The organism is Xylophilus sp. (genome assembly GCA_009914555.1).
GTDB lineage: Bacteria > Pseudomonadota > Gammaproteobacteria > Burkholderiales > Burkholderiaceae_C > WNDY01.
This window is the reverse complement of sequence record WNDY01000001.1, coordinates 57,880-83,121: the sequence shown is the minus strand read 5'-3', so window position 1 is coordinate 83,121 and position 25,242 is coordinate 57,880. Positions and strand designations below refer to the sequence as shown.

At 71.8% G+C, this 25,242-nt stretch carries 20 protein-coding genes and 2 pseudogenes; 15 read left to right on the top strand and 7 right to left on the bottom strand.

Annotated features, from left to right (window positions below; genetic code table 11):
• Position 1 precedes the first annotated feature (1 nt).
• Positions 2-925: a LysR family transcriptional regulator gene (locus tag GAK38_RS00390; protein WP_325340438.1), complete on the bottom strand. Its 924-nt coding sequence runs from the start codon at positions 923-925 to the stop codon at positions 2-4.
• Positions 926-1,116: 191 nt separating this feature from the next.
• Here GAK38_RS00390 and GAK38_RS00385 point away from each other — a divergent pair, with 191 nt between their 5' ends.
• Complete coding sequence (locus GAK38_RS00385) at positions 1,117-2,220, top strand: SMP-30/gluconolactonase/LRE family protein (protein ID WP_325340436.1); 1,104 nt, start codon at positions 1,117-1,119, stop codon at positions 2,218-2,220.
• A 133-nt stretch (positions 2,221-2,353) separates the two neighbouring features.
• Here the strand turns inward: GAK38_RS00385 and GAK38_RS00380 are convergent, their stop codons facing one another.
• Complete coding sequence (locus GAK38_RS00380; protein ID WP_325340434.1) at positions 2,354-2,746, bottom strand: serine/threonine protein kinase; 393 nt, start codon at positions 2,744-2,746, stop codon at positions 2,354-2,356.
• A gap of 168 nt (positions 2,747-2,914) precedes the next feature.
• Between GAK38_RS00380 and mnmA the strand changes: the two genes are divergently transcribed.
• The 3 genes and pseudogenes from mnmA to bcsR form a co-directional block, all read left to right on the top strand.
• The gene (gene mnmA / locus GAK38_RS00375) at positions 2,915-4,093 is read left to right on the top strand and encodes a tRNA 2-thiouridine(34) synthase MnmA (RefSeq protein WP_325340432.1); all 1,179 of its coding nucleotides are present in this window, start codon (positions 2,915-2,917) and stop codon (positions 4,091-4,093) included.
• 154 nt (positions 4,094-4,247) lie between these two features.
• Positions 4,248-4,721 (top strand): cellulose biosynthesis protein BcsD, encoded by a 474-nt coding sequence (gene bcsD / locus GAK38_RS00370; protein ID WP_325340431.1) that lies wholly within the window; start codon positions 4,248-4,250, stop codon positions 4,719-4,721.
• 45 nt (positions 4,722-4,766) lie between these two features.
• Positions 4,767-4,871, top strand: a pseudogene (gene bcsR, locus GAK38_RS23800) (BcsR/BcsP family cellulose biosynthesis protein); the annotation flags it as partial.
• On the opposite strand, the gene GAK38_RS00365 reads toward bcsR, so the two are convergent.
• Positions 4,826-5,122 (bottom strand): hypothetical protein, encoded by a 297-nt coding sequence (locus GAK38_RS00365; RefSeq protein WP_325340430.1) that lies wholly within the window; start codon positions 5,120-5,122, stop codon positions 4,826-4,828. The pseudogene bcsR and the gene GAK38_RS00365 sit on opposite strands and share 46 nt — an antisense overlap.
• 299 nt (positions 5,123-5,421) lie before the next feature.
• On the opposite strand from GAK38_RS00365, the gene bcsQ reads away from it, so the two are divergent.
• The 10 genes and pseudogenes from bcsQ (at position 5,422) to GAK38_RS00315 (ending at position 20,581) form a co-directional block, all read left to right on the top strand.
• Positions 5,422-6,198 carry a cellulose biosynthesis protein BcsQ gene (gene bcsQ, locus GAK38_RS00360; protein WP_325340428.1) on the top strand — a complete coding sequence of 259 codons (777 nt, stop codon included), beginning with the start codon at positions 5,422-5,424 and terminating at the stop codon, positions 6,196-6,198.
• Positions 6,199-6,358: 160 nt separating this feature from the next.
• Positions 6,359-8,458 (top strand): annotated as a pseudogene (gene bcsA, locus GAK38_RS00355) (UDP-forming cellulose synthase catalytic subunit).
• Between the two features lie 53 nt (positions 8,459-8,511).
• The gene (gene bcsB, locus GAK38_RS00350; protein WP_325340427.1) at positions 8,512-10,854 is read left to right on the top strand and encodes a cellulose biosynthesis cyclic di-GMP-binding regulatory protein BcsB; all 2,343 of its coding nucleotides are present in this window, start codon (positions 8,512-8,514) and stop codon (positions 10,852-10,854) included.
• A 53-nt stretch (positions 10,855-10,907) separates the two neighbouring features.
• A complete protein-coding gene (locus GAK38_RS00345; RefSeq protein ID WP_325340425.1) occupies positions 10,908-12,671 on the top strand; it encodes a cellulose synthase subunit BcsC-related outer membrane protein in 1,764 nt (587 codons plus the stop codon).
• 30 nt (positions 12,672-12,701) lie between these two features.
• Positions 12,702-13,868, top strand: coding sequence for a cellulose synthase complex periplasmic endoglucanase BcsZ (gene bcsZ / locus GAK38_RS00340; RefSeq protein WP_325340423.1), 1,167 nt, complete (start codon positions 12,702-12,704; stop codon positions 13,866-13,868).
• On the top strand, positions 13,841-16,591 hold the full coding sequence (locus GAK38_RS00335; RefSeq protein WP_325340421.1) for a tetratricopeptide repeat protein: 2,751 nt from the start codon (positions 13,841-13,843) through the stop codon (positions 16,589-16,591). Before bcsZ ends, GAK38_RS00335 begins: the two co-directional genes overlap by 28 nt.
• Before the next feature lie 22 nt (positions 16,592-16,613).
• Positions 16,614-17,267 carry an SGNH/GDSL hydrolase family protein gene (locus tag GAK38_RS00330; protein ID WP_325340419.1) on the top strand — a complete coding sequence of 218 codons (654 nt, stop codon included), beginning with the start codon at positions 16,614-16,616 and terminating at the stop codon, positions 17,265-17,267.
• A complete protein-coding gene (locus GAK38_RS00325; protein WP_325340417.1) occupies positions 17,264-17,929 on the top strand; it encodes an alginate O-acetyltransferase AlgF in 666 nt (221 codons plus the stop codon). Before GAK38_RS00330 ends, GAK38_RS00325 begins: the two co-directional genes overlap by 4 nt.
• Positions 17,930-17,992: 63 nt before the next feature.
• Complete coding sequence (locus GAK38_RS00320; RefSeq protein WP_325340416.1) at positions 17,993-19,399, top strand: MBOAT family O-acyltransferase; 1,407 nt, start codon at positions 17,993-17,995, stop codon at positions 19,397-19,399.
• A 15-nt stretch (positions 19,400-19,414) separates the two neighbouring features.
• Positions 19,415-20,581 (top strand): alginate O-acetyltransferase AlgX-related protein, encoded by a 1,167-nt coding sequence (locus GAK38_RS00315; protein ID WP_325340414.1) that lies wholly within the window; start codon positions 19,415-19,417, stop codon positions 20,579-20,581.
• Positions 20,582-20,585: 4 nt separating this feature from the next.
• On the opposite strand, the gene GAK38_RS00310 is transcribed toward GAK38_RS00315, so the two are convergent.
• From GAK38_RS00310 to GAK38_RS00300, 3 genes are all read right to left on the bottom strand, one after another.
• A complete protein-coding gene (locus GAK38_RS00310; protein WP_325340413.1) occupies positions 20,586-21,266 on the bottom strand; it encodes an SGNH/GDSL hydrolase family protein in 681 nt (226 codons plus the stop codon).
• A 248-nt stretch (positions 21,267-21,514) separates the two neighbouring features.
• Positions 21,515-22,480, bottom strand: coding sequence for a Bug family tripartite tricarboxylate transporter substrate binding protein (locus tag GAK38_RS00305; protein WP_325340412.1), 966 nt, complete (start codon positions 22,478-22,480; stop codon positions 21,515-21,517).
• Between the two features lie 110 nt (positions 22,481-22,590).
• Positions 22,591-23,505 carry a dihydrodipicolinate synthase family protein gene (locus GAK38_RS00300; RefSeq protein WP_325340410.1) on the bottom strand — a complete coding sequence of 305 codons (915 nt, stop codon included), beginning with the start codon at positions 23,503-23,505 and terminating at the stop codon, positions 22,591-22,593.
• A 102-nt stretch (positions 23,506-23,607) separates the two neighbouring features.
• Between GAK38_RS00300 and GAK38_RS00295 the strand changes: the two genes are divergently transcribed.
• A complete protein-coding gene (locus GAK38_RS00295) occupies positions 23,608-24,510 on the top strand; it encodes a LysR family transcriptional regulator (protein WP_443089136.1) in 903 nt (300 codons plus the stop codon).
• A gap of 23 nt (positions 24,511-24,533) precedes the next feature.
• Here GAK38_RS00295 and ssb read toward each other — a convergent pair whose 3' ends face one another.
• Positions 24,534-25,079, bottom strand: a complete 546-nt coding sequence (gene ssb / locus GAK38_RS00290; protein WP_325340408.1) for a single-stranded DNA-binding protein — start codon at positions 25,077-25,079, stop codon at positions 24,534-24,536.
• Positions 25,080-25,242 lie beyond the last annotated feature (163 nt).

Genomic DNA, 25,242 nt, shown 5'->3' with positions numbered 1-25,242 from the left:
TTCAGTTTTCGAGAAGGGTGGCGCCGGCCCAGGCTCCTGCGCGCACCAGCGCGCGGGCCGTGTCGGCCAGTACCACGCGCGCGGCCAGCGCCGCCGGAGAAAGCTCGTCGTCCGACAGGCTGGCCAGCAGGTTGCGCCGGCCGACGTGGCGGTCGGCGATCTGCGCGACCACCAGCCCTTCTTCGCGCCGTCCGGTGGCCGCGCCCGGCTGCACCGTGGCGCCGTAGCCGGCCCGCACCGCATCCATGAGCAATGCGAGGCCGTCCACCTCGGCCACGATGCGCGGCTGGATGCCGGTGCGCGCGAACGATCCGACCAGCGTGGCCCGCAGGCCGTGGCTGTTGGTCGGCAGGATCAGCGGCACGCCGGCCAGCTGGGCCAGGCGCACCCGCGCGCCGCGCGGACGCTCGGCCAGGTCGGCCGCGGCGATGAAGAACAGTTTCTCGTCGAGCAGCGGCGTCACGCTCCAGCGGCGCGGCACGTCGGTCTGGAAGATGACGGCCAGGTCGATCTGGCGCGCGTTGAGCATCGTGGCCAGGTGGCCCGACAGCGCCTCGACCATGTGCAGCCGCACGTCGGGGTAGCGCGCCTGCATCGCGCGCATCAGCGGCACGCCCAGCACCGTGGCCGTGGTGGGCGCCAGGCCCACGCTCACCTGGCCCGACAGGCGCGCCTGCTGGGCCGCCTGCACGGCGCCCTCGGCATGGCGCAGCGTGAGCTGGGCCTGCTGCAGGAAGGCCAGACCCGCATCGGTCGGCACCGCGCCGGAGGTGCTGCGCTGCAGCAGCCGCGTGGAAAGCTCGCCTTCGAGCCGGCTGATCTGCTGGCTCAGCGCCGAGGTGACCACGCCCAGCTCCAGCGCCGCGCGGCCCATGCTGCCGAGTTCGCAGACCTTGACGAAGTAGCGCAGTTGCCGCAGTTCCATGGGGTGCGATTGTCGTTGAGCGCCCGCTGTGGCGGATGGGGCCGCACCTTGCGCGCCGCGTGTGGGCGCTGTGCCTTTTTGCACGGTATGGCAAGAGGGAATGTGCGGTGTCGCCGGTTCTTGATGGGTCGTTTGTTCACGTTAACAATCATCCCGCTCCCAAGACCAGACCCACCATCCGAGGCAACGTCATGACCCCTTCTTCCTCTCAGCCGCGCCGCCGTTTTCTCAAGAGCATGGCTGCCCCCGGCCTCGCGGCCATCGCCGGCGCGGCGGGTGCGCAGTCATTCGAGTTCAAGCCCAACCAGCGCTACCCGGACCCGCGGGTCTTCATCCTCGACCCGGACTTCGCCAGGTACCGCCTCTACAGCAGCACCGTCGAGCAGGTCGGCACGGGCATGCGCTGGGCCGAGGGGCCGGTCTACTTCCCCGAGGGCGGCTACCTGCTGTGCAGCGACATCCCGAACAACCGGCTCATGAAGTACGAGGAGAAGACCGGCCGGTTCACGGTGTACAAGACCAACGTCAACTTCACCAACGGCAATGCGCGCGACCGCCAGGGCCGGCTGGTCAGCTGCGAACATTCGGTCACGCGCCGGCTGGTGCGCACCGAGAAGAACGGCCGCCTCACCGTGCTGGCCGATGCGTACGAAGGCAAGCGCCTCAATTCGCCGAACGACGTCGTCGTCAAGTCCGACGACAGCATCTGGTTCACCGATCCGCTGTTCGGCATCAGCGGCGAATGGGAGGGGTTCCGCGCACGGCAGGAACAGGCGAACACCAACGTCTTCCGCCTGTCGCCGGACGGCACGCTCCAAGTCATGATCACCGACCTGGTCAATCCCAACGGCCTGGCCTTCTCGCCCGACGAATCCAAGCTCTACGTCGTCGAATGGAAGGGCTCGCCCAACCGCTCGCTGTGGAGCTACGACGTGGCGCCGGACGGCACGCTGTCCAACAAGGTCAAGGTGATCGACCCGCAGGGCCCGGCCTCGCTCGACGGCTTCAAGGTGGACCGCGACGGCAACCTGTGGGTGGGCTGGGGCTGGAGCGGCACCCTGGCCAGTGAGCCGACCGACATCGGCGGCGGCATGAAAGCCTATCTGCCGCTGGCCCGTCCCGAGGACCTGGACGGCGTGAAGATCTTCAACCCGCAGGGCAAGCTCATCGGCTTCATCCAGCTGCCCGAGCGCTGCGCCAACCTGACCTTCGGCGGCCCGAAGAACAACCGGCTCTACATGGCCAGCAGCCATTCGCTCTACGCCCTGTACGTCGAGGCGCACGGCGCCGTCTGAGAGAGGCCGCATCCATGCGGCCAACGTGCGCAGCCCGGACGCGGCCCAGGACATCACGCCGGCACAGGCGTGCCGGGCTGACCGACGCGCCGCGCATCGCGACCACGGTGGCGAAGCTGTTCGCGGCCGGCAGTCAGCCGCCGCGCCTGACCCGCGGATCGCTCGGGCCGTTGTGGTCCGACAGGATCTCCGCCGGCGGGCCCAGGCCGCCGCTGTCGGCGCCGTCGGCCTCCCAGGTGCCGCCTTCGCGGCGGGTGTCGCCGCGCGGGTGGCCCATGTCGGTGCCGTCGTCGAAGTTGAGGGCGCCGTCGTTCGGTATGTCGTCGAACGGATGGGCCGACACGTCGTCGAAGTCGGACGACACGTCCTGCTCGGCGCTCAGCCGGTCGTTGATGCCGTCGTCGTCCTCGCGGCCGATCTCCACCGCCGGGCGAGCCAGCGGATTCACGCCGGCGTCGTCGTCGGAGAAGTCGAGGTCGGTGCTTTCGAGGTCGGGATCGGGACGGGACTTCTTCTGCGAGGGCATGGGGCCTCCTTTGGCATGCGCACATCGATGGCATGACGGTGCGACGGGCCGGACACCGCAGCGGTGGGCGGCGCGCCTGAATGGCAGTAGGAGCGCTCCGTCAGCGCGCAGGGGCATGGCGCGCGCGCCGGCCGGCGCGCGAGGGGCGAAAAATACAATCGCGTGCTTATGAATGCACACAGCAAGCACCGGGTCGTCGTCGGTCTCTCGGGCGGGGTGGATTCGGCCGTGACCGCCTGGCTGCTCAAGCGCGCCGGGCACGAGGTCGTCGGCATCTTCATGAAGAACTGGGAGGACGACGACGACGGCGAATACTGCTCGTCCAACGAGGATTTCGTCGACGCCGCGGCCGTGGCCGACGTGGTCGGCATCGAGATCGAGCACGTCAACTTCGCCGCCGAGTACAAGGACCGCGTGTTCGCCGAGTTCCTGCGCGAGTACCAGGCCGGCCGCACGCCGAACCCCGACGTGCTCTGCAACGCCGAGATCAAGTTCAAGGCCTTCCTCGACCATGCGATGCGGCTGGGCGCCAAGAAGATCGCGACCGGGCACTATGCCCGCGTGCGCGCGATACCTTTTTCATACACCCGGGGTGATACTTCTGGAACGCCCGCCATAGAAGGGCTGGAGTCACCCTCCTCCCAGGAGTATCAGCTGCTCAAGGGGCTCGACCCGGCCAAGGACCAGAGCTACTTCCTGCACCGGCTCAACCAGGCGCAGCTGGCGAGGACGCTGTTCCCGGTCGGCGAGCTGCACAAGACCGAGGTGCGCCGCATCGCCGAGGAGATCGGCCTGCCCAACGCGAGGAAGAAGGACTCGACCGGCATCTGCTTCATCGGCGAGCGGCCGTTCCGCGAGTTCCTCAACCGCTACATCCGCAAGGAGCCGGGCCCGATCAGGGACGACCGCGGCCGCGTCGTCGGCCGCCACGTGGGCCTGTCGTTCTACACGCTGGGCCAGCGCCAGGGGCTGGGCATCGGCGGCATCAAGGACAAGGGCGCCCAGCGCGGCGGCGGCGAGCACGCGCCCTGGTTCGTCGCCCGCAAGGACGTGGCGGCGAATACCCTGTTTGCGGTACAGGGCCACGACCACCCGTGGCTGCTGTCGCACACGCTGGAGGCCGCCGACGCGAGCTGGACCGCCGGCCGCCCGCCCGCGCCCGGCGCCTATGCGGCCAAGACCCGCTACCGGCAGGCCGACGCGGCCTGCCGGCTGGAGCGCGCCAGCGGCAGCGCCTTCGCGCTGGGGTTCGCCGAGCCGCAGTGGGCCGTCACGCCGGGCCAGTCGGCCGTGCTCTACGACAGCGAAGTCTGCCTCGGCGGCGGCGTGATCGGCGCGGCGCGCTAAGCCGCCGCCGGCTTCGGGCCGTGGGTCCGAATCTTTGACTATTGTTACGACTGGTTTCAACACTGCCTCCGGAAACCTAGAATCTGCGCGTTGCGCCGATGCCGCCGCCCGTGTGGCGGCACGGCCGCGTTTCCGCCACCCATCCCGCACCACGATGTCCGAATCCGCCGCGCATCCCGATACCGCCGTCACCGACTACCTGGCCGAGCGGCAGTGCGCGCGGCAGTGGCGCGGCTTCCTGCGCGCCCTGGCGGCCGAGTTCGCCGAGGCCCTGCCGGCCGCCGACCTGCGCGCGCTGCTGCGCCGCGTCGGCGCCCGCTTCGCCGTCGAGGCGCCGCTGCCGGCGCTGCAGACGCTCGACGAACTGCAGGACGCGTTCTCGCGCGTCTGGCTCGCGCAGGACTGGGGCTGGGTCGCGCTCGCCCAGCAGGCCGACCACGTGGCGATCCGCCACGAGGCCACGCCGCTCGTGGCCGCGTTCGGCCCGGGCAGCGAGGCCTGGGCCGGGGGCTTCCTCGAAGGCGCCTACCAGCACTGGTTCGACCGGCAGGGCGCGCCGGGCCTGCAGGTGCGCCAGGCCGGCGCGCCCGACCGCTGGGGCGGCTTCGCATTCCGCCTCGGGCGCTGACGCCCGGCCAGCCCACCACAAGCCACAAGCCGCCACGACATCCGCATGCCGCAGTCCGACGACATCGTCAACCTCTTCCGCCAGTTCGGCGGCCGGACCGACGACTACCAGGAGATCGCCCGCGGCAACGCGTCGCGCCAGTCGCGCGGGCGCTGGCCGCTGCTGTCGGCGCTCGACCCCGCCGGCGCGGCCGCCGTGCCCGCGGTGCAGCCGGCCGAGAGCGCCGGCGTGCCGCCGCCCGTGGCCTTCCGGCCGGCGCCGGTGCAGCCGGTCGAGCCGCTGGCCGACCTGCCGCCCGTGGCCGAGCCGCCCGGCGTGGTGCCGCCGCTGGGAATCCCGGTCGCCGCCGAAGGCCCGCTTCCCCCGTCGGCAGCCCCCGTCCTGCGGGTGCCGCCAAGCATCCAAGACAGCATATCCCCCCTCTATACCCCGCGACGCCTCAGGTTGCGGCCGATTCCAGCCCCTCCCCCCGGGCACGGCAGGAGCCCTCCTTTGCGCCGAAGGCGAGGCCCGCGCCCGCTGCCGCCGGGGCCGGCGGCTCGCCGCTGTCGCGCCTGGGTGGCGGGCCGGCTCCCGTCTCCCCGCCCGGTCCTCCGGCGGGCGACCTCCAGGCCGTGTTCGCCCGCCTCGCCGGCCGCGAGCCGCCGGCTCCCGCACCGTCGCCCATCGCCGCACTCTGGCGCCGTCTCGGAGGGGGTGCGTGAGAGTCGTCGCGGTGGTGTCGGCCAAGGGAGGCGTGGGCAAGACCACCGTGTCGGCCAACCTCGCGAGCGCGCTGGCACGCCAGGGCCGCACGGTGCTGGCGGTCGACCTGGACCCGCAGAACGCGCTCGGGCTGCACTTCGGGCTCGACCCGCGCGAGCTGCGCGGCATCTCGCGCGCCACCCTCGCCGGCGAGGACTGGCGCGGCGTCGTGCTGCAGAGCCCGCGCGGCGTCTACGCCCTGCCCTACGGCGTGGTCAACGAGAACGACCGCCTCGCCTTCGAGGCCCGGCTCGACCGGCAGCCCGACTGGCTGTCCCGCCATCTGCGCCGGCTCGACCTGCCCGACGATGCCCTCGTGGTGCTCGACACGCCGCCCGGCCCCTCGGCCTACCTGCGCCAGGCGCTCGGCACCGCGCACCTCGCGGTCGTGGTGGCGCTGCCCGACGCGGCCTCCTATGCCGCGCTGCCGCTGGCGCAGCGGCTGGTGCAGGCCTACTGCACGCCGCGCGCCGATTTCATCGGTGCGCTCTACCTGGTCAACCAGGCCGACAACAGCCGGCAGCTTTCGCGCGACGTGACCAACGTGATGCGCAGCAATTTCGGCGAGCGCTTGGCCGGCGCGATCCACCAGGACCCGGCGGTGAGCGAGGCGCTGGCCAGCGACACCACGGTGCTCGACTACGACCGCCACAGCCAGGCCACCCAGGACTTCGTCGCTTTCGCCGAGCGTGTGGCGGCCGTCCTGGGCCTCCAGCGCAGGCGGGCCGCATGACGGCGGCGGCGGCCCCGGGCCGCGCAGGAGGACAGACCCCATGACCCCACCGTCCGGGCCGGCCGCCGGCGATCCGCCGGCCTGGCAGCCCGCCAGCGCCGAGCCGGTGTTCGTCCGCGACCGCACGCACAGCCACCTCACCGAGGCCGATGAGCGCGCGATGGCCGATCCGGGGAGCGTGCAGGCCCGCTGGCGCGCCGCGGTGCACCGGCTGCTCGCCCTGCCGCTGTGGAGCCATCCGGCGGCGCGCGTCGTCACGGCGGTGCTGGCCGCCGCGCTGCTGCTCAGCCGCACGCCGGGGCGGCTGTCCACGCTGGCGATGATCGTGCTGTCCATCAGCGCCTCCTCGCGCTACATGTACTGGCGCCTGACCGACACCGTCGGCTTCGAGCACCGGATCGATGCGCTGTTCGGCTTCGGCCTCGTCGCGGCCGAGCTCTATGCCTTCACGGTGCTGCTGATCGGCTTCTTCCAGACCGCCTGGCCGCTGCAGAGAAAGCCGGTGCCGATGCCGCGCGACACCGCCGCCTAGCCCAGCGTGGACGTGTTCATCCCCACCTAAAACGAGCCGCTGGAGGTGGTCAAGCAGACGGTGTTCTCGGCCATGAGCCTGGACTGGCCGGCCGACCGGCTGCACATCCATGTGCTCGACGACGGCCGTCGCGACGCATTTCGCGCGTTCTGCGAGGAACTGCAGGTCGGCTACCTCACACGGCCCGACAACCGCCATGCCAAGGCCGGCAACGTCAACGCGGCCCTGGCCGCGACCGGTTCGGACTACGTGGCCATCTTCGACTGCGACCACGTGCCCACGCGGTCGTTCCTGCAGGTCTGCATGGGCTGGTTCCTGCGCGACGACAAGCTCGCGATGCTGCAGACGCCGCATGTGTTCTTCTCGCCCGACCCGTTCGAGAAAAACCTCGACACCTTCCGCGCCATGCCCAACGAGGGCGAGCTGTTCTACGGCATCGTGCAGGACGGCAACGACCTGTGGAATGCGGCGTTCTTCTGCGGCTCATGCGCCGTGATCAAGCGCGCGCCGCTCATGGAAGTCGGCGGCATGGCCGTCGAGACGGTGACCGAGGACGCGCACACCGCGCTCAAGCTCAACCGCCGCGGCTACAACACGGCCTACCTCGAAGTGCCGCAGGCCGCGGGCCTGGCCACCGAGAGCCTGTCGAGCCACGTCGGCCAGCGCGTGCGCTGGGCGCGCGGCATGGCGCAGATCGCGCGCGTGGACAACCCGCTGCTCGGCAAGGGCCTCTCCCTCGGGCAGCGGCTGTGCTACCTCAACGCGATGCTGCACTTCTTCTACGGCCTGCCGCGCCTGATCTTCCTGACCGCGCCGCTGGCCTACCTGTTCTTCGGCGCCCACATCTTCCAGGCCTCGGCGCTGATGATCGCCGCCTATGCGCTGCCCCACCTCGCGCATGCGAGCATCACCAATTCGCGCATCCAGGGGCGCTTCCGCCATTCGTTCTGGAACGAGGTCTACGAGACGGTGCTGGCCTGGTACATCATGCGGCCGGTGCTCGCGGCCTTCTTCATCGATCCCCGGCTCGGCCAGTTCAACGTGACGGCCAAGGGCGGCGTGGTCCGGCAGGCGTACTTCGACTGGCAGATCGCCCGGCCCTATCTGGTGCTGCTCCTGGTGAACCTGCTGGGTTTCGCGATCGGCCTCTGGCAGGCGGCGTTCCACCGCGACGCGGAGTTCACCACGCTGGTCATCAACATGGTCTGGACGGCCTACAACATCATCCTGCTGTCGGCCAGCGTGGCCGTGGCCAGCGAGACGCGGCAGGTCCGCCAGAGCCCGCGCGTGGCCGCCGTGCTGCCCGCGGCGGTGCGCCTGCCCAGCGGGCGCACGGTGGTCTGCCGCACCGACGACTTCTCGCAGAACGGCCTGGGCCTGTCGGTGCCGCCTGACGTGGAGATCCCGGTCGGCACGCCGCTGCAGGTGTCGCTGTTCCGCTCCGAAGTGGAAGGCGTGTTCCCGGCCGTCGCCACCTTCCGCGCGGGCAGCCGGCTCGGCGTGCGCTTCGACCGCCTGAGCCTGGCCCAGCAGGCCGAACTGGCCGGCCTCACCTTCGCGCGGGCCGACGCCTGGACCTCGTCCTGGGGGCAGAAGCAGCGCGACAAGCCGCTGTCCTCGCTCGCCGGCGTGATGCGCATCGGCGTGCGCGGGCTGGGCACGCTGGCGGTCAATGCCGCACGCTCGCTGCGGCCGCGCCGTGCCCGGCCGGCCACGCCGGCCGAATAGCGGCGGCCTCTTCCGACCACCGCCGCGCAGCAGCCAACCACCATCGAACGACCATGCATCCTTCCTTTCCCGCGCCTGCCTCGCTGCCGCGCACCCGCCGCGCACGCCTGTTGTCCGTTGCACTCGCGGTGGCGCTGCTCGGCGCCATGGCGCCGGCGGCGCAGGACGCCGCGGCCGCCCCCCGGGCGCGCGACGCTGCCGCGCCGGCCGAGCCGCTGCCCGTGGCGGCGCCCGCGGAGGCGGCCGCCGGCTCACGCACCTACACGCTCACGCTGCGGCAGCTCGGCGCGGTGTACCCGCTGCAGCTGCGCGGCGTGCAGGGCACTGCGGGCGTGCAGTTCAGCATCCGCAGCGACGAAGTGGTCACCGCCGCGCGGCTCAAGCTCCACTACGCCTACTCGCCGGCGCTGATCCCGCAGCTCTCGCACATCAAGGTATTGGTCAACGACGAGGTGGCCGCAGCCATCCCCGTGCCCGCCGAGCAGGCCGGCCAAAACCTGCAGCGGGAGATCGCCCTCCCGCCACGGCTGATCACCGAGTTCAACCGGCTCAACCTGCAGCTCATCGGGCACTACACGCTCGACTGCGAGGACCCGGCGCATTCGAGCCTCTGGGCCAATGCCGGCAACGACAGCGTGCTGGAACTCACCGTCGCGCCGGTCGCGCAGGCCGCCGACCTGGCGCTGCTGCCGCAGCCGTTCTTCGACCGCCGCGACGTGCGCCCGCTCGTGCTGCCGATCGTCTTCGCCGGGGCGCCCGCCGCCGGCACGCTGGAGGCGGCGGGCACGATCTCCTCCTGGTTCGGCGCGCTCGCCGGCTACCGCGGCGCGCGCTTTCCGGCGGCGGTGGGCGAGATCCCGGCGCAGGGCAACGCCGTGGGGGTCGCACTCGCGGGCGAGGCCCTGCCCGGCCTCGCGCTGCCCGCGCTGCAGGGCCCGACCGTGGCCGTGGTACCCCATCCCAACGATGCCCACGGCCGGCTGCTGCTGGTCCTCGGCCGCGACGCCAAGGAACTGAAGACCGCAGCGGCCGCCCTCGCGCTCGGCGCGCCGGCGCTGTCGGGCCCGCTGGCCACCATCACCGGCCTGCAGGAGCTCAAGGCCCGCAAGCCGTACGATGCGCCCAACTGGCTCGCGAGCGACCGGCCGGTGAAGTTCGGCGAACTCGTGGAGCAGGACGCGCTCGACGTCGCGGGCTACTACCCCGACCGCATTCGCGTGAATTTCCACCTGCCGCCCGACCTGTTCGCCTGGCGCAGCAAGGGCATTCCGGTTGACCTGAAGTACCGGTACTCGCCGCGCCCGCAGCCCGACAAGTCCACGCTCAACATCAGTGCCAACGAGCAGTTCCTGCGGTCGCTGCCGCTGCTGTCGCAGTCGCACGCGGCGCCCGGCACGCTCGACCGCCTGGCGGCCAAGGCCGTGCCGGCCGGCGAGCTCGTGCCCGCGCGCGAGCAGTTCCACATCCCGCTGTTCAAGCTGCCGGCCCAGGCGCAGCTGCAGTTCCACTACTACTACGAGATCGTCAAGGAAGGCGCCTGCAAGGACGTGCTGCTCGACAATGTGCGCGGCACGGTCGAACCCGATTCGACGATCGACATCTCGGGCTTTCCGCACTACCTGGCCATGCCCGACCTGGCCGCCTTCGCCAACAGCGGCTTTCCGTTCACGCGGCTGGCCGACCTCTCCGAAACCACCGTGGTGCTGCCCGAGCGGCCCGCCGCCGCCGACCTGTCGGCCTACCTGGGGCTGCTGGGCCACCTCGGTCGCGCGTCGGGCTACCCGGCCACGGCCGTGCGGGTGGCCGCGCCGCAGCAGACCGACCAGCTCAAGGGGCGCGACCTGCTCGTGATCGGCTCGGGCGACGACCAGCCCCTGCTGAAGACCTGGGCCAACGCCCTGCCGGCCAGCCTCTCGGGCGAGGCCAAGCGCTTGCGGCTGTCCGACTTCGCCTACCGCGTCTTCCACTGGTGGGACACCAGTCAGCGCGACGGCGCCCAGCCCGGACGCAACCAGGTGGCTTTCCGCAGCGACAGCGCCGACGCCGTCATCGCCGGCTTCGAGTCGCCGCTCAGCAGCGGACGCAGCGTGGTCGCGGTGGTCGCCAGCCGCTCCGAAGGGCTGGCGCAGGCGGTCGACGCGCTGCTGGACGCCGAGCGCGTCAAGGAGATCCAGGGCAGCACGGCCGCCATCCGCGGCAAGCGCGTCGACAGCCTCGTGGCCGAGCAGACCTACCATGTCGGACGCCTCGGGCCGCTGACCTGGCTGCAGTGGCAGCTCTCGCGCAGCCCTTTCCTGCTGACGCTGCTGGGCGTGGCGGCGGCCGTGCTCGTGGCCATCCTGCTGTACCTGTCGCTGCGCGGACGGGCGCAGCGCCGGCTGCGCCCCGGGGAATGAACCTGCGCGACCGCCATCGCACGACCAGCGACGAAACCGTTGTCACCCTATCCATGACCTTCCGCCGCCACCCCCTCCTCCTCGGCACGCTGTGCGCCGCGGCCGGCTCCGCCGCCTGGGCCCAGGCGGACTGCACCGGCACCGCGCCGGCCGGCGGGCCGTCATGGCAGGACGTGCGCCACAGCCTGGAGCAGCGCGCGCTGGAGGCGCCCACCGACGTCCATGCCCGGCTCGCGCTGGCGCAGTACCTGACGTACTGCGGCGCGACGCGGCGCGACGGCATCGTGCAGCTGTCCCAGCTCGCGCACGACCGGCATGTCGGCCCCGCGGCGCTGGACAGCTGGCGCCAGGCGCTGCTGTGGACCGAGGCCGACGGCCCTTCCGCGCCGCTGTTCGAGGCCTACCTCCGGCTGCGTCCCAACGACCGCGAGGTGCGCACGCAATGGACGGGCGCCGGGAATGCGGCCGCCGCCGCGCCGCAGCATCAGCCGGGGCCGCCGGCGTCGCCGGCGCCGGCCGTGCTGACAGGCTCGGCCTATCTGCCGGTGCCGGTGCCGGTGCCGGTGTCGGCGCCCCGCGCCGACGTGCCGGCCGTGCCGGCGCCCGTGGCTGGCGCTGCCGCCGGGCGCATCGACGAAAGCCCGTCGCGGGCCCAGCTGCGCAATCTGCAGACCGAAATCGCGGACATCCAGCGCGAGCGGGGCACACCCGAGCTCACGGCCGGTCTGGTGGTGCGCTCGCGCAGCGGCGAGAAAGGCACCAGCGCGCTGACCGACACCGAGTTGCCGATCCAGCTTCGCATGGACTTCGGCGACGGCACCCTCACCGCCCACCTCACGCCGGTCTCGCTGCACACCGGCGGCATCGACACCTCGTACTCCACCATCAGCCGCTTCGGCGGCGGTCCGGAGGTCGCCACTGCCCAGGAGGGCGTTTCGGCCGGCACGCAGAACACGGCCGGCGTGGGCATGGGCGTGGGATACGAGCAGGGCAACCTCGCCGTCGACATCGGCACGACGCCCATCGGCTTCCGCTATACCGACGTCAACGGCGGCGTGCGGTACCGCGTGCCGGTGAACGAGGAATTCAGCTTCACCATGAACCTGTCGCGCCGCGCAGTCAACGACAGCGTGCTGTCGTTTGCCGGCGCCCGCGATGTCCGCACCGGCCAGGAATGGGGCGGCGTGTCGGCCAACGGCGCCCGCCTGGACGCCACCTACGACCGCGGCAGCTACGGCGTCTATGGCTATGGCAGCGTGGCGCGGCTCCTGGGCCACAACGTGGCGGCCAATACCCGGCTGGAATACGGCACCGGCGTCTACTGGCGCCTCGTCAAGCAGCCCGACGCCAGCCTGACCGCCGGATTGGCCCTGAGCGGCATGGCCTTCGACAGGAACCTCGGCTACTACACCTATGGCCAGGGCGGCTATTTCAGTCCCCAGCGTTTCACCTCGCTCGGCATCCCGTTCGACTGGCAGCAGCGCAGCGGACGGCTCTCCTACCAGCTGAAGGGTTCGCTGGGCGTCCAGCACCTGCGGCAGGACGCGTCCGATTACTTCCCGACCGACGCGACGCAGCAGGCCGCCGCCGCATCGGTGTACGAGGCGCAGCGCAAAACGGGCGTCAGCTACGGCCTGTCCGCCGCACTGGAGTACCAGCTGGCGCCCCAGTGGTTCCTGGGCAGCCGCCTGGGCGTCGACAACTCGCGCAACTACCGCCAGTACGCCGGCAGCGTGTATCTGCGCTACGCCTTCCGTGCCCACGAAGGCCCGCAGGCGATGCCGGTCGATTCTGTGCGTTCGCCCTATGGGAACTGACAGGCGATGATGCGGCGCGACTGCCTCGCCATGCTGTCTGCCGCCGCCTGTCCGGCAGCTTGGGCGGCGCCGGGCTGCGCGGCGCCGTGGCCGCTGTGGCATGTCTTCCTCCGCCATTTCGTGCAGGCCGACGGCCGGGTGCTGGATGCCAGCACGCCGCAGAAGCACAGTTCGTCCGAGGGACAGTCGTACGGCATGTTTTTCGCACTGGTGGCCAACGACCGGGAGCGCTTCGACAGTCTCTGGCGCTGGACGGTGAACAACCTCATGGGCGGGCAGGTGCAAGGGCGGCTCCCGGCCTGGCGGTGGGGCCTGGCGCCCGACGGCACGTGGCGGGTGCTGGACGGCAACTCCGCCTCCGACGCCGACCTGTGGATGGCCTATGCCCTGCTGGAAGCGGCGCGGCTGTGGAAGGCGCCCGCCTACGAATGCGACGCCCGCCTGCTGCTGGCCGAGATCGAGAAGCGCGAGGTTGCCGACGTGCCCGGGCTGGGCCCGATGCTTCTGCCCGGCGAAGCCGGCTTCGTCCACACCGGTCCCGATCGCTGGATCTTCAATCCCAGCTACCAGCCGCCGCCGGTGCTGCGCCGCCTGGAGGCCGCGTCGCCGGCCGGCCCCTGGGGCGCGGTGGCGCGCAACACCGCCACGCTCTACGACGCCGTGACCCGGCCCTCGGGCTTCGCGCCGGACTGGGCCTCCTTCACGCTCGATGCGGCGGGCCAGGGCAGCTTCGGCAAACACCCCGAGAAAGGCGACGTCGGCAGCTACGACGCCATCCGCACCTACCTGTGGGCCGGCGTCACACCGGGCTCCGATGCGCTGGCGAAGCCGATGCGCGCGGCGCTGCGCGGCCAGTTGCGGACGACCGTGGCCGACGGCTTTCCGCCCGAATCCGTCACCGTCTCGACCGGCGTCACGCAGGGCAGGGGGCCGTTCGGCTTTTCGGCCGCCATGCTGCCGATGCTGCGCGCCGCCGGCGCCGCAGAGGTGCTGGCGCGCCAACGCCAGCGCGCCGTCGACGGACTTCAGCAGGCGCTTCTGCCGCAGAACGTGCAGCAGCGCCAGCCCCCCTACTACGACATCGTGCTCTCACTGTTCGGCCTGGGATGGCTGGACGGGCGCTACCGGTTCTCCCGGGCCGGCGCCCTCGTGCCGGCCTCGAAAACGCCATGCGAAGCAGCCCTATCCGTTCGCTGATCGCCGCAGCCTGGCTGCTGGCGTGCGGGCACGGCGTCGCGCTGGCGCAGGCCGCACCTGCTGCAGCGCCCCCGTCGCCCGCGGCCGCCGCCACGCTGCGGCAGCAGGGCCGCTACTGGCAGGACCGTCAGCCCGACCGTGCCGCCGAGGCCTGGAAGAAACTGCTGGCCGTCGATCCCGGCAACGCCGAAGCCCTGTTGCGCCTGGGCCGGCTGTCGCTGGACGCCAGGAAGCCCGACGAGGCCCGCCGTTATCTCGACCTGCTGCGTGCCGCACACCCCGGCAGTCCCGAGCTGCTGGAGCTGCAGCAGGACGTCGACGTGGCCACGCCCGCCAGCCAGGCCGAACTGGACCAGGCCCGCATCCTGGTGCGTGAGAAGCGCCTGGAAGAGGCGGTGCAGAAATACCGCGCCCTGTTCAAGGGCCGTGAGCCGCGCGGCCGCATGGCGGTAGAGTACTACTCGGTGCTGGGCTACACGCCAGCGGGCCGCGACGAGGCGCTGGCGGAGCTGCGGCGCATGCAGAGGCTCTATCCGGGCGACAGCCAGATCGCGCTGACCATCGCCAGCCTGCGCCTGCAGTCGCCCGGCAGCCGGCTCGATGCCATGCGGGCGCTGGCCGCGCTGTCCAAGCGCCAGGACATCGGCGGCGAGGCCACCGAACAATGGCGCGGAGCCCTCGGCTGGCTGGGCTCCCCGCCGCCTGCCGCGTATGCCGGCCTGTTCCGCGAATACCTGGCGGCCAACCCCGACGACACCGACATCCGCGAACAGTTCGCCGGGCGCGGCCGCAAGCTGCCGGGACGGGGTGCCATTGCGGCCAGGAATGCCAGGGCCGGCGACGCGCCGGCGGCTGACGCGCCGAAGAGGCTCGCGCCCGAGGCGCTGCACACGGCCGACGGCAATGCGGAGATCCAGAACGGGAACTACGACAAGGCCGACGCCGAGTTTTCCGCGGCCCTCGCGATCAACCCCCGTTTCGCCGATGCGGTGGGCGGCATGGCCTTGCTGCGATTTCGGCAGAAGCGTTTCGCCGAATCGCGCCGCCATGCCGAGGAAGCCTTCCGCCTCGACGGCCAGGAAGGCTGGAAGATCCTGCAGGACACGGTGACCTACTGGGAACTGCTGGAGCAGGCTGCTGCGGCCCGCGAGGCCCGGCGCTACGGCGAAGCCGAGCGCATCCTGCAGCAGGCCCGCGCCATCACGTTGGAAGAGGAAGACACCAATGCCGAGAACCGGCTGGCCGGCGTCTACGCCGACCAGAAGCAGTTTTCCGAGGCCGAGCGCATCTATCGCTCGGTGCTGGCCCGCGTGCCCGACGACCAGCTCGCCATGAACGGCCTGGTGGCCGTGCTGTCGGCCACGGACCGTGGCGACGAAGCGCTCGCGCTGATCGAGAACCTGACGGAAGAACAACGCGCGAGCCTCGACGTCGACCGGCTGCGCGCCGAGCAGGCCATCGGCGCAGGCCGCCTGGCGATGAAGCGCGGCCAGGACGCCGCCGCCCGCGAGCAGTTCCGCAAAGCCGTCGCGCTGCAGCCCGACAACCCCTGGATGCGCCTCGAACTGGCCCGCCTGGACCTGCGCACCGGTGCGCGCGCCGACGCCCGGCAGCGCATGGAATCGCTGCTCGAGCGCCATCCGGGCGAGCCGGACGTGATCTACACCACCGCCCTGTTGCGCGGCAACCTGCGCGACTGGCCCGGCGTGGTGCAGCTGCTGGAGCGGGTGCCGCCGGGCCAGCGCACCGCGGCCATGGCGAGCCTGCAGCGCAGCGCCGTGGTCCACGTGCAGACCGACCAGGCCCTGGCTCTGGCAGGTGACGCCCGCCGCCGCGCCGATGCCCCTGCGCTGCTGTCGCAGCTCGGCACCCGGGTGGGCGACGACCCCGACCTGCTGGGCATCATTGCGCAGGGCTACGTGGACCTGGGCGAACCGGAACGGGCGCGCACGCTGCTGCGCAGCGCCATCGAGCGCTCGGCCCGCGTCCCGGCCCGTGCCGCCGCCACCATCGGCCTGCAGCTGCGCTATGCCGAGGTGCTGCTGGCTGCCGGGGACGACCGCAACCTGGCCGACGTGCTGCGCCAGCTGCAGGCGCGGTCGCAGGCCGGCCAGCTCGACAGCGACGACCGGGAAAGCCTGGAAACCCTGCGCCGGGCCTATGTGGTGCGCCAGGCCGAGGCCCTGCGCAAACTGGGCCGGCTGGCCGAAGGCTACGAACTGCTGCATCCGCTGCTGGTCGAGACGCCGCAGGATCCGGTGCCGCTAGGCCTGCTGGCGCGCATGTACAACGACGCAGGCCAGCCGCAGAAGGCCCGCGCCATCTACCGCGATGTCCTGGCGCGCGCTCCCGACGACGTGGGCAGCCTGACGGCCGCTGCAGGCCTCGCCATCCAGCAGCGCGATTTCCGCGGTGCAGAGCAGTACATCGCCCGCGCCGAGACGCTTGCGCCGCGCCACCCGGACGTCCTCGCATCCCGCGGACGCCTGTTGCGCGCGCAGGGCAAGCCCGGCCAAGCCGTGGCCTACCTGAGCCGCGCCGCCGAAGCGGTGAAGGCCCGCGACCCGGCACTGTCCGCCTCGCCGGACGCCTCCGGGCATGGCCTGCCGGCCGATTCCTTCCCGGCGGACAACCCGTTCGCCGCCCCGGCGCGCTCGCCGCGCTCCCTCGCCACCCCGGAGTCCGCGGGTTCCGGCTCCACTCCCGAGCGCCTGACGCGCTAGCCAAGACGATCCAAGGACCTTCATGCTTGCCACCCTCGCTGGACTCAGCATCCTCATCATCGGCGACAGCCACATGTCCAATGCCGGCTATCTGATCGACTCGCTGCACCTGCCGCTGGTGCAGGCGGGCGCCAAGGTCCACAGCATCGGCGTCTGCGGTTCGGTCCCGGGCGACTGGACCACCGTCAAGCAAAGCCACTGTGGCGGCGCCGACCGCGTCAACGACGGCCCGATCAAGTACATCGGCTCGGCCGCCGCCACCCAGCCGGTGAAGGACGTGATCGCCAAGGAGAAGATCGACCTGATCGTGGTCGTGCAGGGCGACACCATCGGCGGCTATAAGGCGCCCACCTATCCGCGCGCCTGGGCCTACCAGCAGGTGTCGGCCCTGACCAAGGACATCGCCGCTTCCGGCGCCGCCTGCGTCTGGGTCGGGCCGGCCTGGGGCACCGAAGGCGGAAAGTTCGGCAAGACCTACGAGGGCGTGAAGACGGTCGCGACCTTCCTGGCCTCCAACGTCGCGCCCTGCAGCTACATCGATTCGACGACCATGTCCAAGCCGGGGCAGTGGCGCACCGTCGACGGCCAGCATTTCACCGACTCGGGCTACAAGCAATGGGGCGCGGCGCTCGTCAAGGCCATCGCCGAATCCCCCGCCGTGGCGAAGAAGAAATGAAGCACCTCGCCCTGATGGCCATCACGGCTGCCGGCTGCGCGGCGGCCCAGGCCGCCGGTACCGCCCTGTACGACACCGGCCCCGCGCAGGACGCCGCCTTCGTGCGCTTCGTCAACGCCACGCCGCAGCGGCTGGACGTGGTGTCGGGCAAGGCCCGCCTGGCGCTGCCGGCCGACAAGCCGGTGTCCGAATACCTCCCGGTCAAGCCCGGCACCACCATCGCAGGAAGCTTCGAGGGTGGCGGCAAGGTCGGCAAGGTCAGCGTCCAGACCGCGCCCAGCGCCTTTGCCACCGTGCTGGCCCTGCCGGGCGCCGACGGCAAGAGCATCGCGACCTCCGTGGTCAGCGAATCTCCGGACGATTTCAATGCGCTCAAGTCGAGCATCGCCTTCTACAACTTCGACGCCGCCTGCAAGGGTGCGGGGCTGGAGACCGCGGCCCGGGCCGTGGCGCTTTTCAAGGGCGTGGCTGACAGGACGGTGCAGCGGCGCATGGTGAACCCCCTGTCCCTGGCCGTGCAGGCCACCTGCGAAGGCAAACCGCGCGGCGCCCCGGTGGACCTCGGGGCATTGAAGGCGGGCGAGCGCTACAGCCTGCTGCTCGTGCCTGCGGGGGCAAGGCCGTCGCGCCTGATTTTCACCGTCGACAGCATCGCACGATGAACCTGCGGCACCGGCCCGCAGCGCCTGCGGCGCTGCCGGTGGCCGCGCGCCGCGCCCCTCGCCATGGTCTTCGCCTCCCTCGAGTTCCTGCTCCTCTTCTTCCCGCTGTTCCTGGCCGTCTATGCGCTGAGCCCGCGCGGCGGCCGCAACGCCGTGCTGCTCGGCGCGAGCTGGGTGTTCTACGGCTGGTGGAGCCCGGTCTTCCTGCTGCTGTTCATCGGCCTGACGGTGCTGACCTGGCTCGGCGGGCTGGGGCTCGCTGCCGCGGCGGCGAACCGCCGTGCCGCACGGTCGCTGCTGGCCGCGCTGATCGTGGTGCTGGCCGGCACGCTGTGCTGGTACAAGTACGCGAACCTGCTGGCGGATACGCTGAACGCCGCGCTCGGCTGGGCCGGCGCCGCACCGCTGCCCTGGCAGCGCGTGGCGCTGCCGATCGGGCTGTCGTTCATCGTGCTGCAGGCGATCTCCTACCTGGTGGACGTCTACCGCGGCACGGTGGCGGCGCAGCGCAGCTTCGTCGATTTCGCGGCCTACAAGGCCATGTTCGGCCAGCTTATCGCCGGCCCGAGCATCCGCTACGCCTGGGTCCAGCACGACATCGCGGCGCGGCGCTTCGGCTGGGACGGCATCGCCGCCGGCGCGCGCCGCTTCATGATCGGCATGAGCATGAAAGTGCTGATCGCCGACACGCTGGCGCCGGTGGCCGACGCGGTGTTCGCGCAGGCCGCCCCCTCGCTGGCCGATGCCTGGATCGGCTGCGGGGCCTACACGCTGCAGCTCTTCTTCGATTTCGCCGGCTACAGCGCGATGGCCATCGGCATCGGCCAGATGCTGGGGTTCCACTTCCCCGAGAACTTCCACCATCCCTACCTGGCGCGCAGCATCCAGGACTTCTGGCGGCGCTGGCACTTGTCGCTGTCGAGCTGGATCCGCGATTACCTCTACATTCCGCTCGGCGGCAACCGGGGCGGCCGGCGGGCCACCTACCGCAATCTGCTGCTGACCATGGCCATCGCCGGGCTCTGGCACGGCAGCGACAGCTGGAACTTTGTGCTCTGGGGCACGGCCCATGGCGCAGCCCTCTGCCTGGCACGCGCCTGGCCGAGCGACCGCGCACCGGTGCCGCCCTGGCTGGCCCGCGCCGCGACGCTGGTGTTCGTCATGCTGGCATGGACCCTGTTCCGCGCACCCGACCTGCAGGTGGCGCTGCGCATGTACGCGGGCCAGTTCGGGCTGCAGGGCCTGGCCCTCGGCGACGTGCTGCATGCCACTCTGCGGCCGGCCCACGGCGTGGCCGCGGCGCTCGGCGTGTTCTGCGTGCTCTGGCCCACCGTGGGCGCACGGCTGGCCGCCCGTGCCGGCCGGCGGCTCGCCGCGGTCGCGGTGCTGTGGCCGCTGCCGGCCTTCCTCGCCTCCTTCGCGCTGATCGCCAGCCGCGGCGCCGTGCCGTTCCTGTACTTCCAGTTCTGAAAACGTGTTCTGACCATGGCCTCTTCCTCCGACGCGTTTGCCCCGCCGCCGCCTGCGGCGCCGCGCGCCGCCACGGCGGCGGCAGGCGTCGTGCTGCTGCTGACGCTGGCCGCCGGGCTCGCCGGCACCGCCTGGGCCGTGGCGACCGGGCAGCTCGACCTGTTGCCTGCGCCCGTCACGCGGGAAGCATTCCTCGACGGCCGGACCACGCGCGGCGTCGCCGATGCGCTGGGCCAGGCGCCGCCGGCGCGCATCGCGGCCGACGCCGAACGGGCGGCCGGCTGGCTGCTGCTGCGCGACCTCGGGCCCCAGGTGCGGCAGGGCTGCCCGGGCTGGCTGTTCCTGGCCGAGGAGCTGATGCCGCATCCGGACGGCGAAACCCATGCACGCCGGCGCGCCGAGGTGGTCGCCCGGCTGCACCAGGCACTGCAGCACCGCGGCATCCACCTCCTGGTTGCGGTGGTTCCCGACAAGAGCCGCATCGCGCACGACCGGCTCTGCGGCCTTCGGCGTGCGGCAGCGTTCGACGGCCGCGTGCAGCGCTGGATGGAAACGTTGCGCGCCGCCGGCGTGCCGGCGGTCGACCTCGCGCCCGCGCTCGCGGCATTGCAGCAGCAAGGCACCGACGCCTTCTTCCGCACCGACACCCACTGGAACGAGGACGGCGCCCAGCGCGCGGCCGAAGCCGTCGCCCGGGCGGTGCGCGCCCAGGGCTGGCAGCCCGCGCCGCCGCAGTCGTACGAGATCGTGCGCGAGCCGGCTGCCGTGCGCCCCGGCGATCTGGTGCGCCTGGCCGGCATCGACAGGCTGCCGCTGCGCTGGCAGCCGCAGGCCGAAACGGCGCGGGCCGTGCGCTTCGACGCTGTCGGCGCCGGCACCGGCGGCACGGCGACCGAGGACGATCTGTTCGGCGACGCCGGCCTGCCGCGCACGGCGCTGCTCGGCACCTCGTTTTCGCGCAATGCCGGCTTCGCCGGCTTTCTCGCCCATGCGCTGCGCACGCCCGTGGCGAACTTCGGCCGTGACGGCGGCAACTTCTCCGGCGGCGCTGCCGCCTATTTCGCCGGGCCTGCGTGGCGCCAGACGCCGCCGCGCCTGATCATCTGGGAGATTCCCGAGCGAACGCTCCAGCGGCCGGTCCAGGACGAGGCGCAGCAGTGGGAGGCGCTGGCGACGGTCTGACCCGCTAGCGATAGCGCAGCGCGGCGGTTGCCGGCAGCGACAGGCGCTGGCACGCGTAGCGCGCGAAATCGGCATAGCCGCGGGCCGAAGGATGCAGTCCGTCGACCAGCCGGCCTTCGGCCGGCCGGCCCAGGTCGCCCGAGCCGCCGGTGGACCAGTCGGCGTAATCGACCCAGGCCATGTGAGGATGCCGCGGCACCAGGGTGTCGCGCAGCCAGGCGTTGAAAGCCAGGGCCTGCTCCAGCATGGCGCCGTGCATGCCCTGGAAGGCGCCGATGTTGTCGACGACCAGCGTGATGCCGTGCCGGGCGGTGGAAGCCGCGAAATACAGGAAGGCGTCCTGCATCTGCTGGAGCGGCACGCTGTAGGCCACGTCGTTGATGCCCACATGCAGATAGGCCAGCACCGGCCGGGTGCCGGCCGGCAGCGTGCGCGGGCCGCGGCCGTCGAGCGGATCGGATTCCTCCGCCAGCACATCGCGGCGCCATCGTGCGCGCACGAGGGCGCAGCCCTGGCCGCCCATGCCGTGGTTGTAGTGGAACACGCCGGAACGCTGCGCCAATTCGTAGGACAGCTGGCCCGGACGGGAGAGGAGGTCGGGAACGAAGCGGCCCATCATGTTCAGCCGCCCTTTCCCTGCGGGCTCCCCTTCCGCAATCGAATCGCCGACCACGACGGCATACATCCCGTTCGCCGAGGGCGAAGGTCCCGCAGCGGCGGCGGAAGAAGGCCGGCAGCAGCTGCCGGCCGCCGCCAGAAAAGCCATGGCGCGGCGGCGATCGAGCGATGTCATAGGAGCAGGCAGGGGCATGGAGGGACAGGAGGCGCCGATGGCGCGGCGCCGTATCCTAGCCCGTGCCGCGGCGAACGCGACCGTTCGTGCCATCCGGATGCCTCGGCGCCCGCCCCGCCCCTGCGCCGCGGCGGCGATCCTCACTCCGGCTGGATGCCGGCCGTGCGGATGATGCGGCCCCAGCGTTCGTACTCCTCGCGCTGGAAGCGGCCCAGCTCCTCGGGCGACGAGGGCGTGACCTCCATGCCCGTCTGCTCGATCGAATGGCGCACACCCGCGGAGGCCAGGGCGCGGCGCATCAGGTCGTTGAGGCGCTGCACCACCGGCGCCGGCGTGCCGGCAGGCGCATAGAGCGCGTTCCAGTAGCCGAGCTCGTAGCCCGGCAGCGTCTCGGCGATCGCCGGCACGTCGGGCAGCAGCGGCGAGCGCTTCGGGCTGCTCACGCCGAGCGCGCGCAGCTTGCCTGCCTTGATCTGCGGCAGCGTGACCGCGAAGTCCACGATCATCAGATCGGTCTGGCCGGCCATCAGGTCCACGACGGCCGGCGGGTTGGCTTTGTAGGGCACGTAGTTCAGCCTGGTCTGCGTGAGCTGCTGGAACAGTTCGGTGGCCACCTGGGCCGACGAGCTGCCCGAGCCGTAGTTGAGCTTGCCCGGCTTCTCCTTGGCCAGCGCGACGAGCTCGGCCACGTTCCGGGCCTGGACCTGCGGATGGGTCACGAGCACCAGCCAGCCCTTGGTCAGCAGCGCCACGGGCGCGAAGTCCTTCACCGGGTCGTAGGCCAGCCTGCGGTAGAGATGCGGGTTGGCGGCCTGCGTGGTGTTGGTGGTCATAAACAGCGTGTAGCCGTCGGGCTGCGCGCGGGCCACGGCCTGCGCGGCGATGCCGCCGAACGCGCCGGGGCGGTTGTCCACGATCACGGACTGGCCCGTTTCCTTCGTCACCTCCAGCCCGATCGCGCGGGCCAGCCCGTCGGTGGCGCTGCCGGGGCTGGAGCCGATGATGATGGTGACGGGCCTGGCGGGAAAGGCCGGCGGTTGCGCCCCTGCCGGGGCGGCGAAGGGTGCCAGAGCGGCGAGGGCGATCAGGCGGCGGCGGACGATCATGCGTTATCTCCAATGTGTCGTGGCGTGGCGATGCCGGCCGGCGCGCGCTGGGCGCGGCGGCAGGAGGAGGAATCAGGGGGCAACGGGGCGGCGACGGACGCGCGCCGCCGTCAGAGCAGGCCCCAGCCGGCGAGCAGGCTGCGCAGCCGCTGGTAGGCCGCGTCGCCGAGCGGCCAGGCCGACGGCGCACGCGTGGCGCCGCAGTCGCGGCCCAGCAGCTGCAGCGCGGCCTTGACCACGGTGACGTTGGCGCCGTTGTTCTCCTGCGCGCGCAGCTTCTCGAACGGCAGCATCTCGCCGATCAGCCGCATGGCCAGCGGATAGTCCGCCGCCTTCAGCGCCGCGTGGATCGCCACCGAGCGCCCGGGCAGCACGTTGATCAGCCCCGAGGTGAAACCCCGCGCGCCGACCGCGTAGAACGGCGGCGCCCAGACCTCGGCCAGCCCGCCGACCCAGGCGAGGTTGCGGTCGGCCGTGCGGCGGATCGCCTCGGCCAGCACCAGCGGCGTGGGCGATGCCCATTTCACGCCGACCACCTCGGGGATGCGGCAGAGCTCCTCGACGGCGGCCAGGCCGATGTTGTCGTTGCGCAGGTACAGCACCAGCGGCAGGCTGCCGCCGGCCTCGGCCACCTCGCGCACGTAACGCACCACGCCGCGCGGCGCGACGAACGGGTCCGGCGGCTGGTGCACCATCAGCGCCGACGCGCCGGCCCGGCGCGACGCCCGGGCCAGGGCCCGGGCCTCCTGCACGCTGCGGCCCACGCCGCCCAGCAGCGGCACACGCCCGGCGATCTGCTCGGCCGCCGCATGCACGGCGGCCTCGGCCTCGTGCGCCTCCAGGCCGTAGAACTCGCCGGTGTTGCCGTTGCTCACCAGCACATGCACGCCGGCCGCGATGGCCTCGTCCACCACCGGCTTGAGCGGTCCGGCGTCGAACGCGCCGTTCCGGTCGAACGGGGTGACCAGGATGCCGAAAATACCATCGAGCGCCTGCCGCAGCGCCGCGTCTTTGAAAATGCTCACGAAGTCTCCGTCGCAGGAGGATGCAGAAGGATGGAAACTCTAGGCAGGCCCGCCAGCTGCGTCCAATCCAAACAGGCGATGCCGCCATCCAATTTCTGAATCGTGTTCCAGCTGTCCCAACTCCGCTGCTTCGTCGCCGTGACCACGGAACTCCACTTCGGCCGCGCGGCCGCGCTGCTGCACATGACGCAGCCGCCGCTCACGCGCCAGATCCAGCTGCTGGAGCACGAACTCGGCGTGCGCCTGCTCGACCGCGCGGGCGGCAGCGTGCGGCTGACGCTGGCCGGGCGCACCTTTCTGCGCGAGGCCGAAGACATCCTGCGCCGCAGCGAGGCGGCCGTGCTGGCCGCGCGCCGCGCCCTGCGGGCCGATGCGGGCACCGTCACGGTCGGCTTCATCCCGGCCACCAGCTATGCGCTGCTGCCGCGGCTCATGGACGTGGCGCGCCGACAGCTGCCCGAGGTGCGCCTGCTGCTGCGTGAAATGCAGACGGCCGACCAGATCGAGGCGATCGGCGCCGGCACCGTCGAGCTGGGCATCGTGCGGCCGTTCGCGCAGCGCGGCGTCGCGGCCGCCCGCTGCCTGGTGCGTGAACCCTTCGTCGTCGCCCTGCCGGCCGGCCATGCGCTGGCGCGTCGGCGCACGCTGCCGCCGGCCGCGCTGGAGAACGAGCCGTTCGTCGAGTACTGCCCTTCGGAGTCGCGCTACCTCTACGAGGTGGTCGCCGGGCGGCTGCGGGCCGAAGGCGTGCGGCCGAACACGGTGCACACGCTGAGCCACACCCATTCGATCCTGGCGCTGGTCTCCGCCGGCATGGGCATCGCGCTGGTGCCGCGCTCGGCCATGGGTCTGCGCTACCGCGGCGTGGCCTACCGGCCGCTGGACTGCGAGCCGGCCCTGGAGGTGGAACTGCACCTGGCATGGCGCCCGCACGACCGCCGCGAAGTGTCCGACACGCTGCGCGACGTGCTGCTGCAGGCGCTCGCGCCGCCGGCCGGCGGCTGAGGATGGGCGGCGGCGCCCGGCGCTCAGAACGGAATGTCGTCGTCCAGATCGTCGAAGCCCGAAGCCGCGCGGTTCTGGGCCGGCGCCGGGGCCGCCGGGCGGGCCGCCGGGGCTGCGGGACGGGCTGCGGCCGGTGCCGGGGCGCGGCGCTGCGGCGCGCTGTCGTAGCCGCCCCCGCCATTGCCATAGCCGCCGTCGTAGCCGCCGTCGCCGCCCTGCGGGCCGCCGGCACCCTGGCGGCTGCCGAGCATCTGCATGGTGTCGGCGCGGATCTCGGTCGTGAATTTCTCCTGGCCCGACTGGTCGGTCCACTTGCGGGTGCGCAGGCTGCCTTCCACGTAGACCTGCGAGCCCTTGCGCAGGTACTGGCCGACGATCTCGGCCAGCCGGCCGTTGAACACCACGCGGTGCCACTCGGTGGCTTCCTTGTTCTCACCGCTCTGCTTGTCGCGCCAGCGGTCGGTGGTGGCGATGGTGACGTTGGCGACCTGGTCCCCGCTCGGGAAGGTGCGCATCTCGGGATCGCGGCCGAGATTGCCGACGATGATGACTTTGTTGACGGATGCCATGGTGATGTGCTCTGAAGGGGCCTGTAGAGAATGGAGGAGGAAAGGCACTACGGCCTGCGCCGGCGCAGCTGAACACACGCCGGAACACGGCATTGTGCCCGATCCGCCGCACCATGGGGTACGGGGGTATCCTCTTGCACCGCACAGTAATCAACGACTGTAA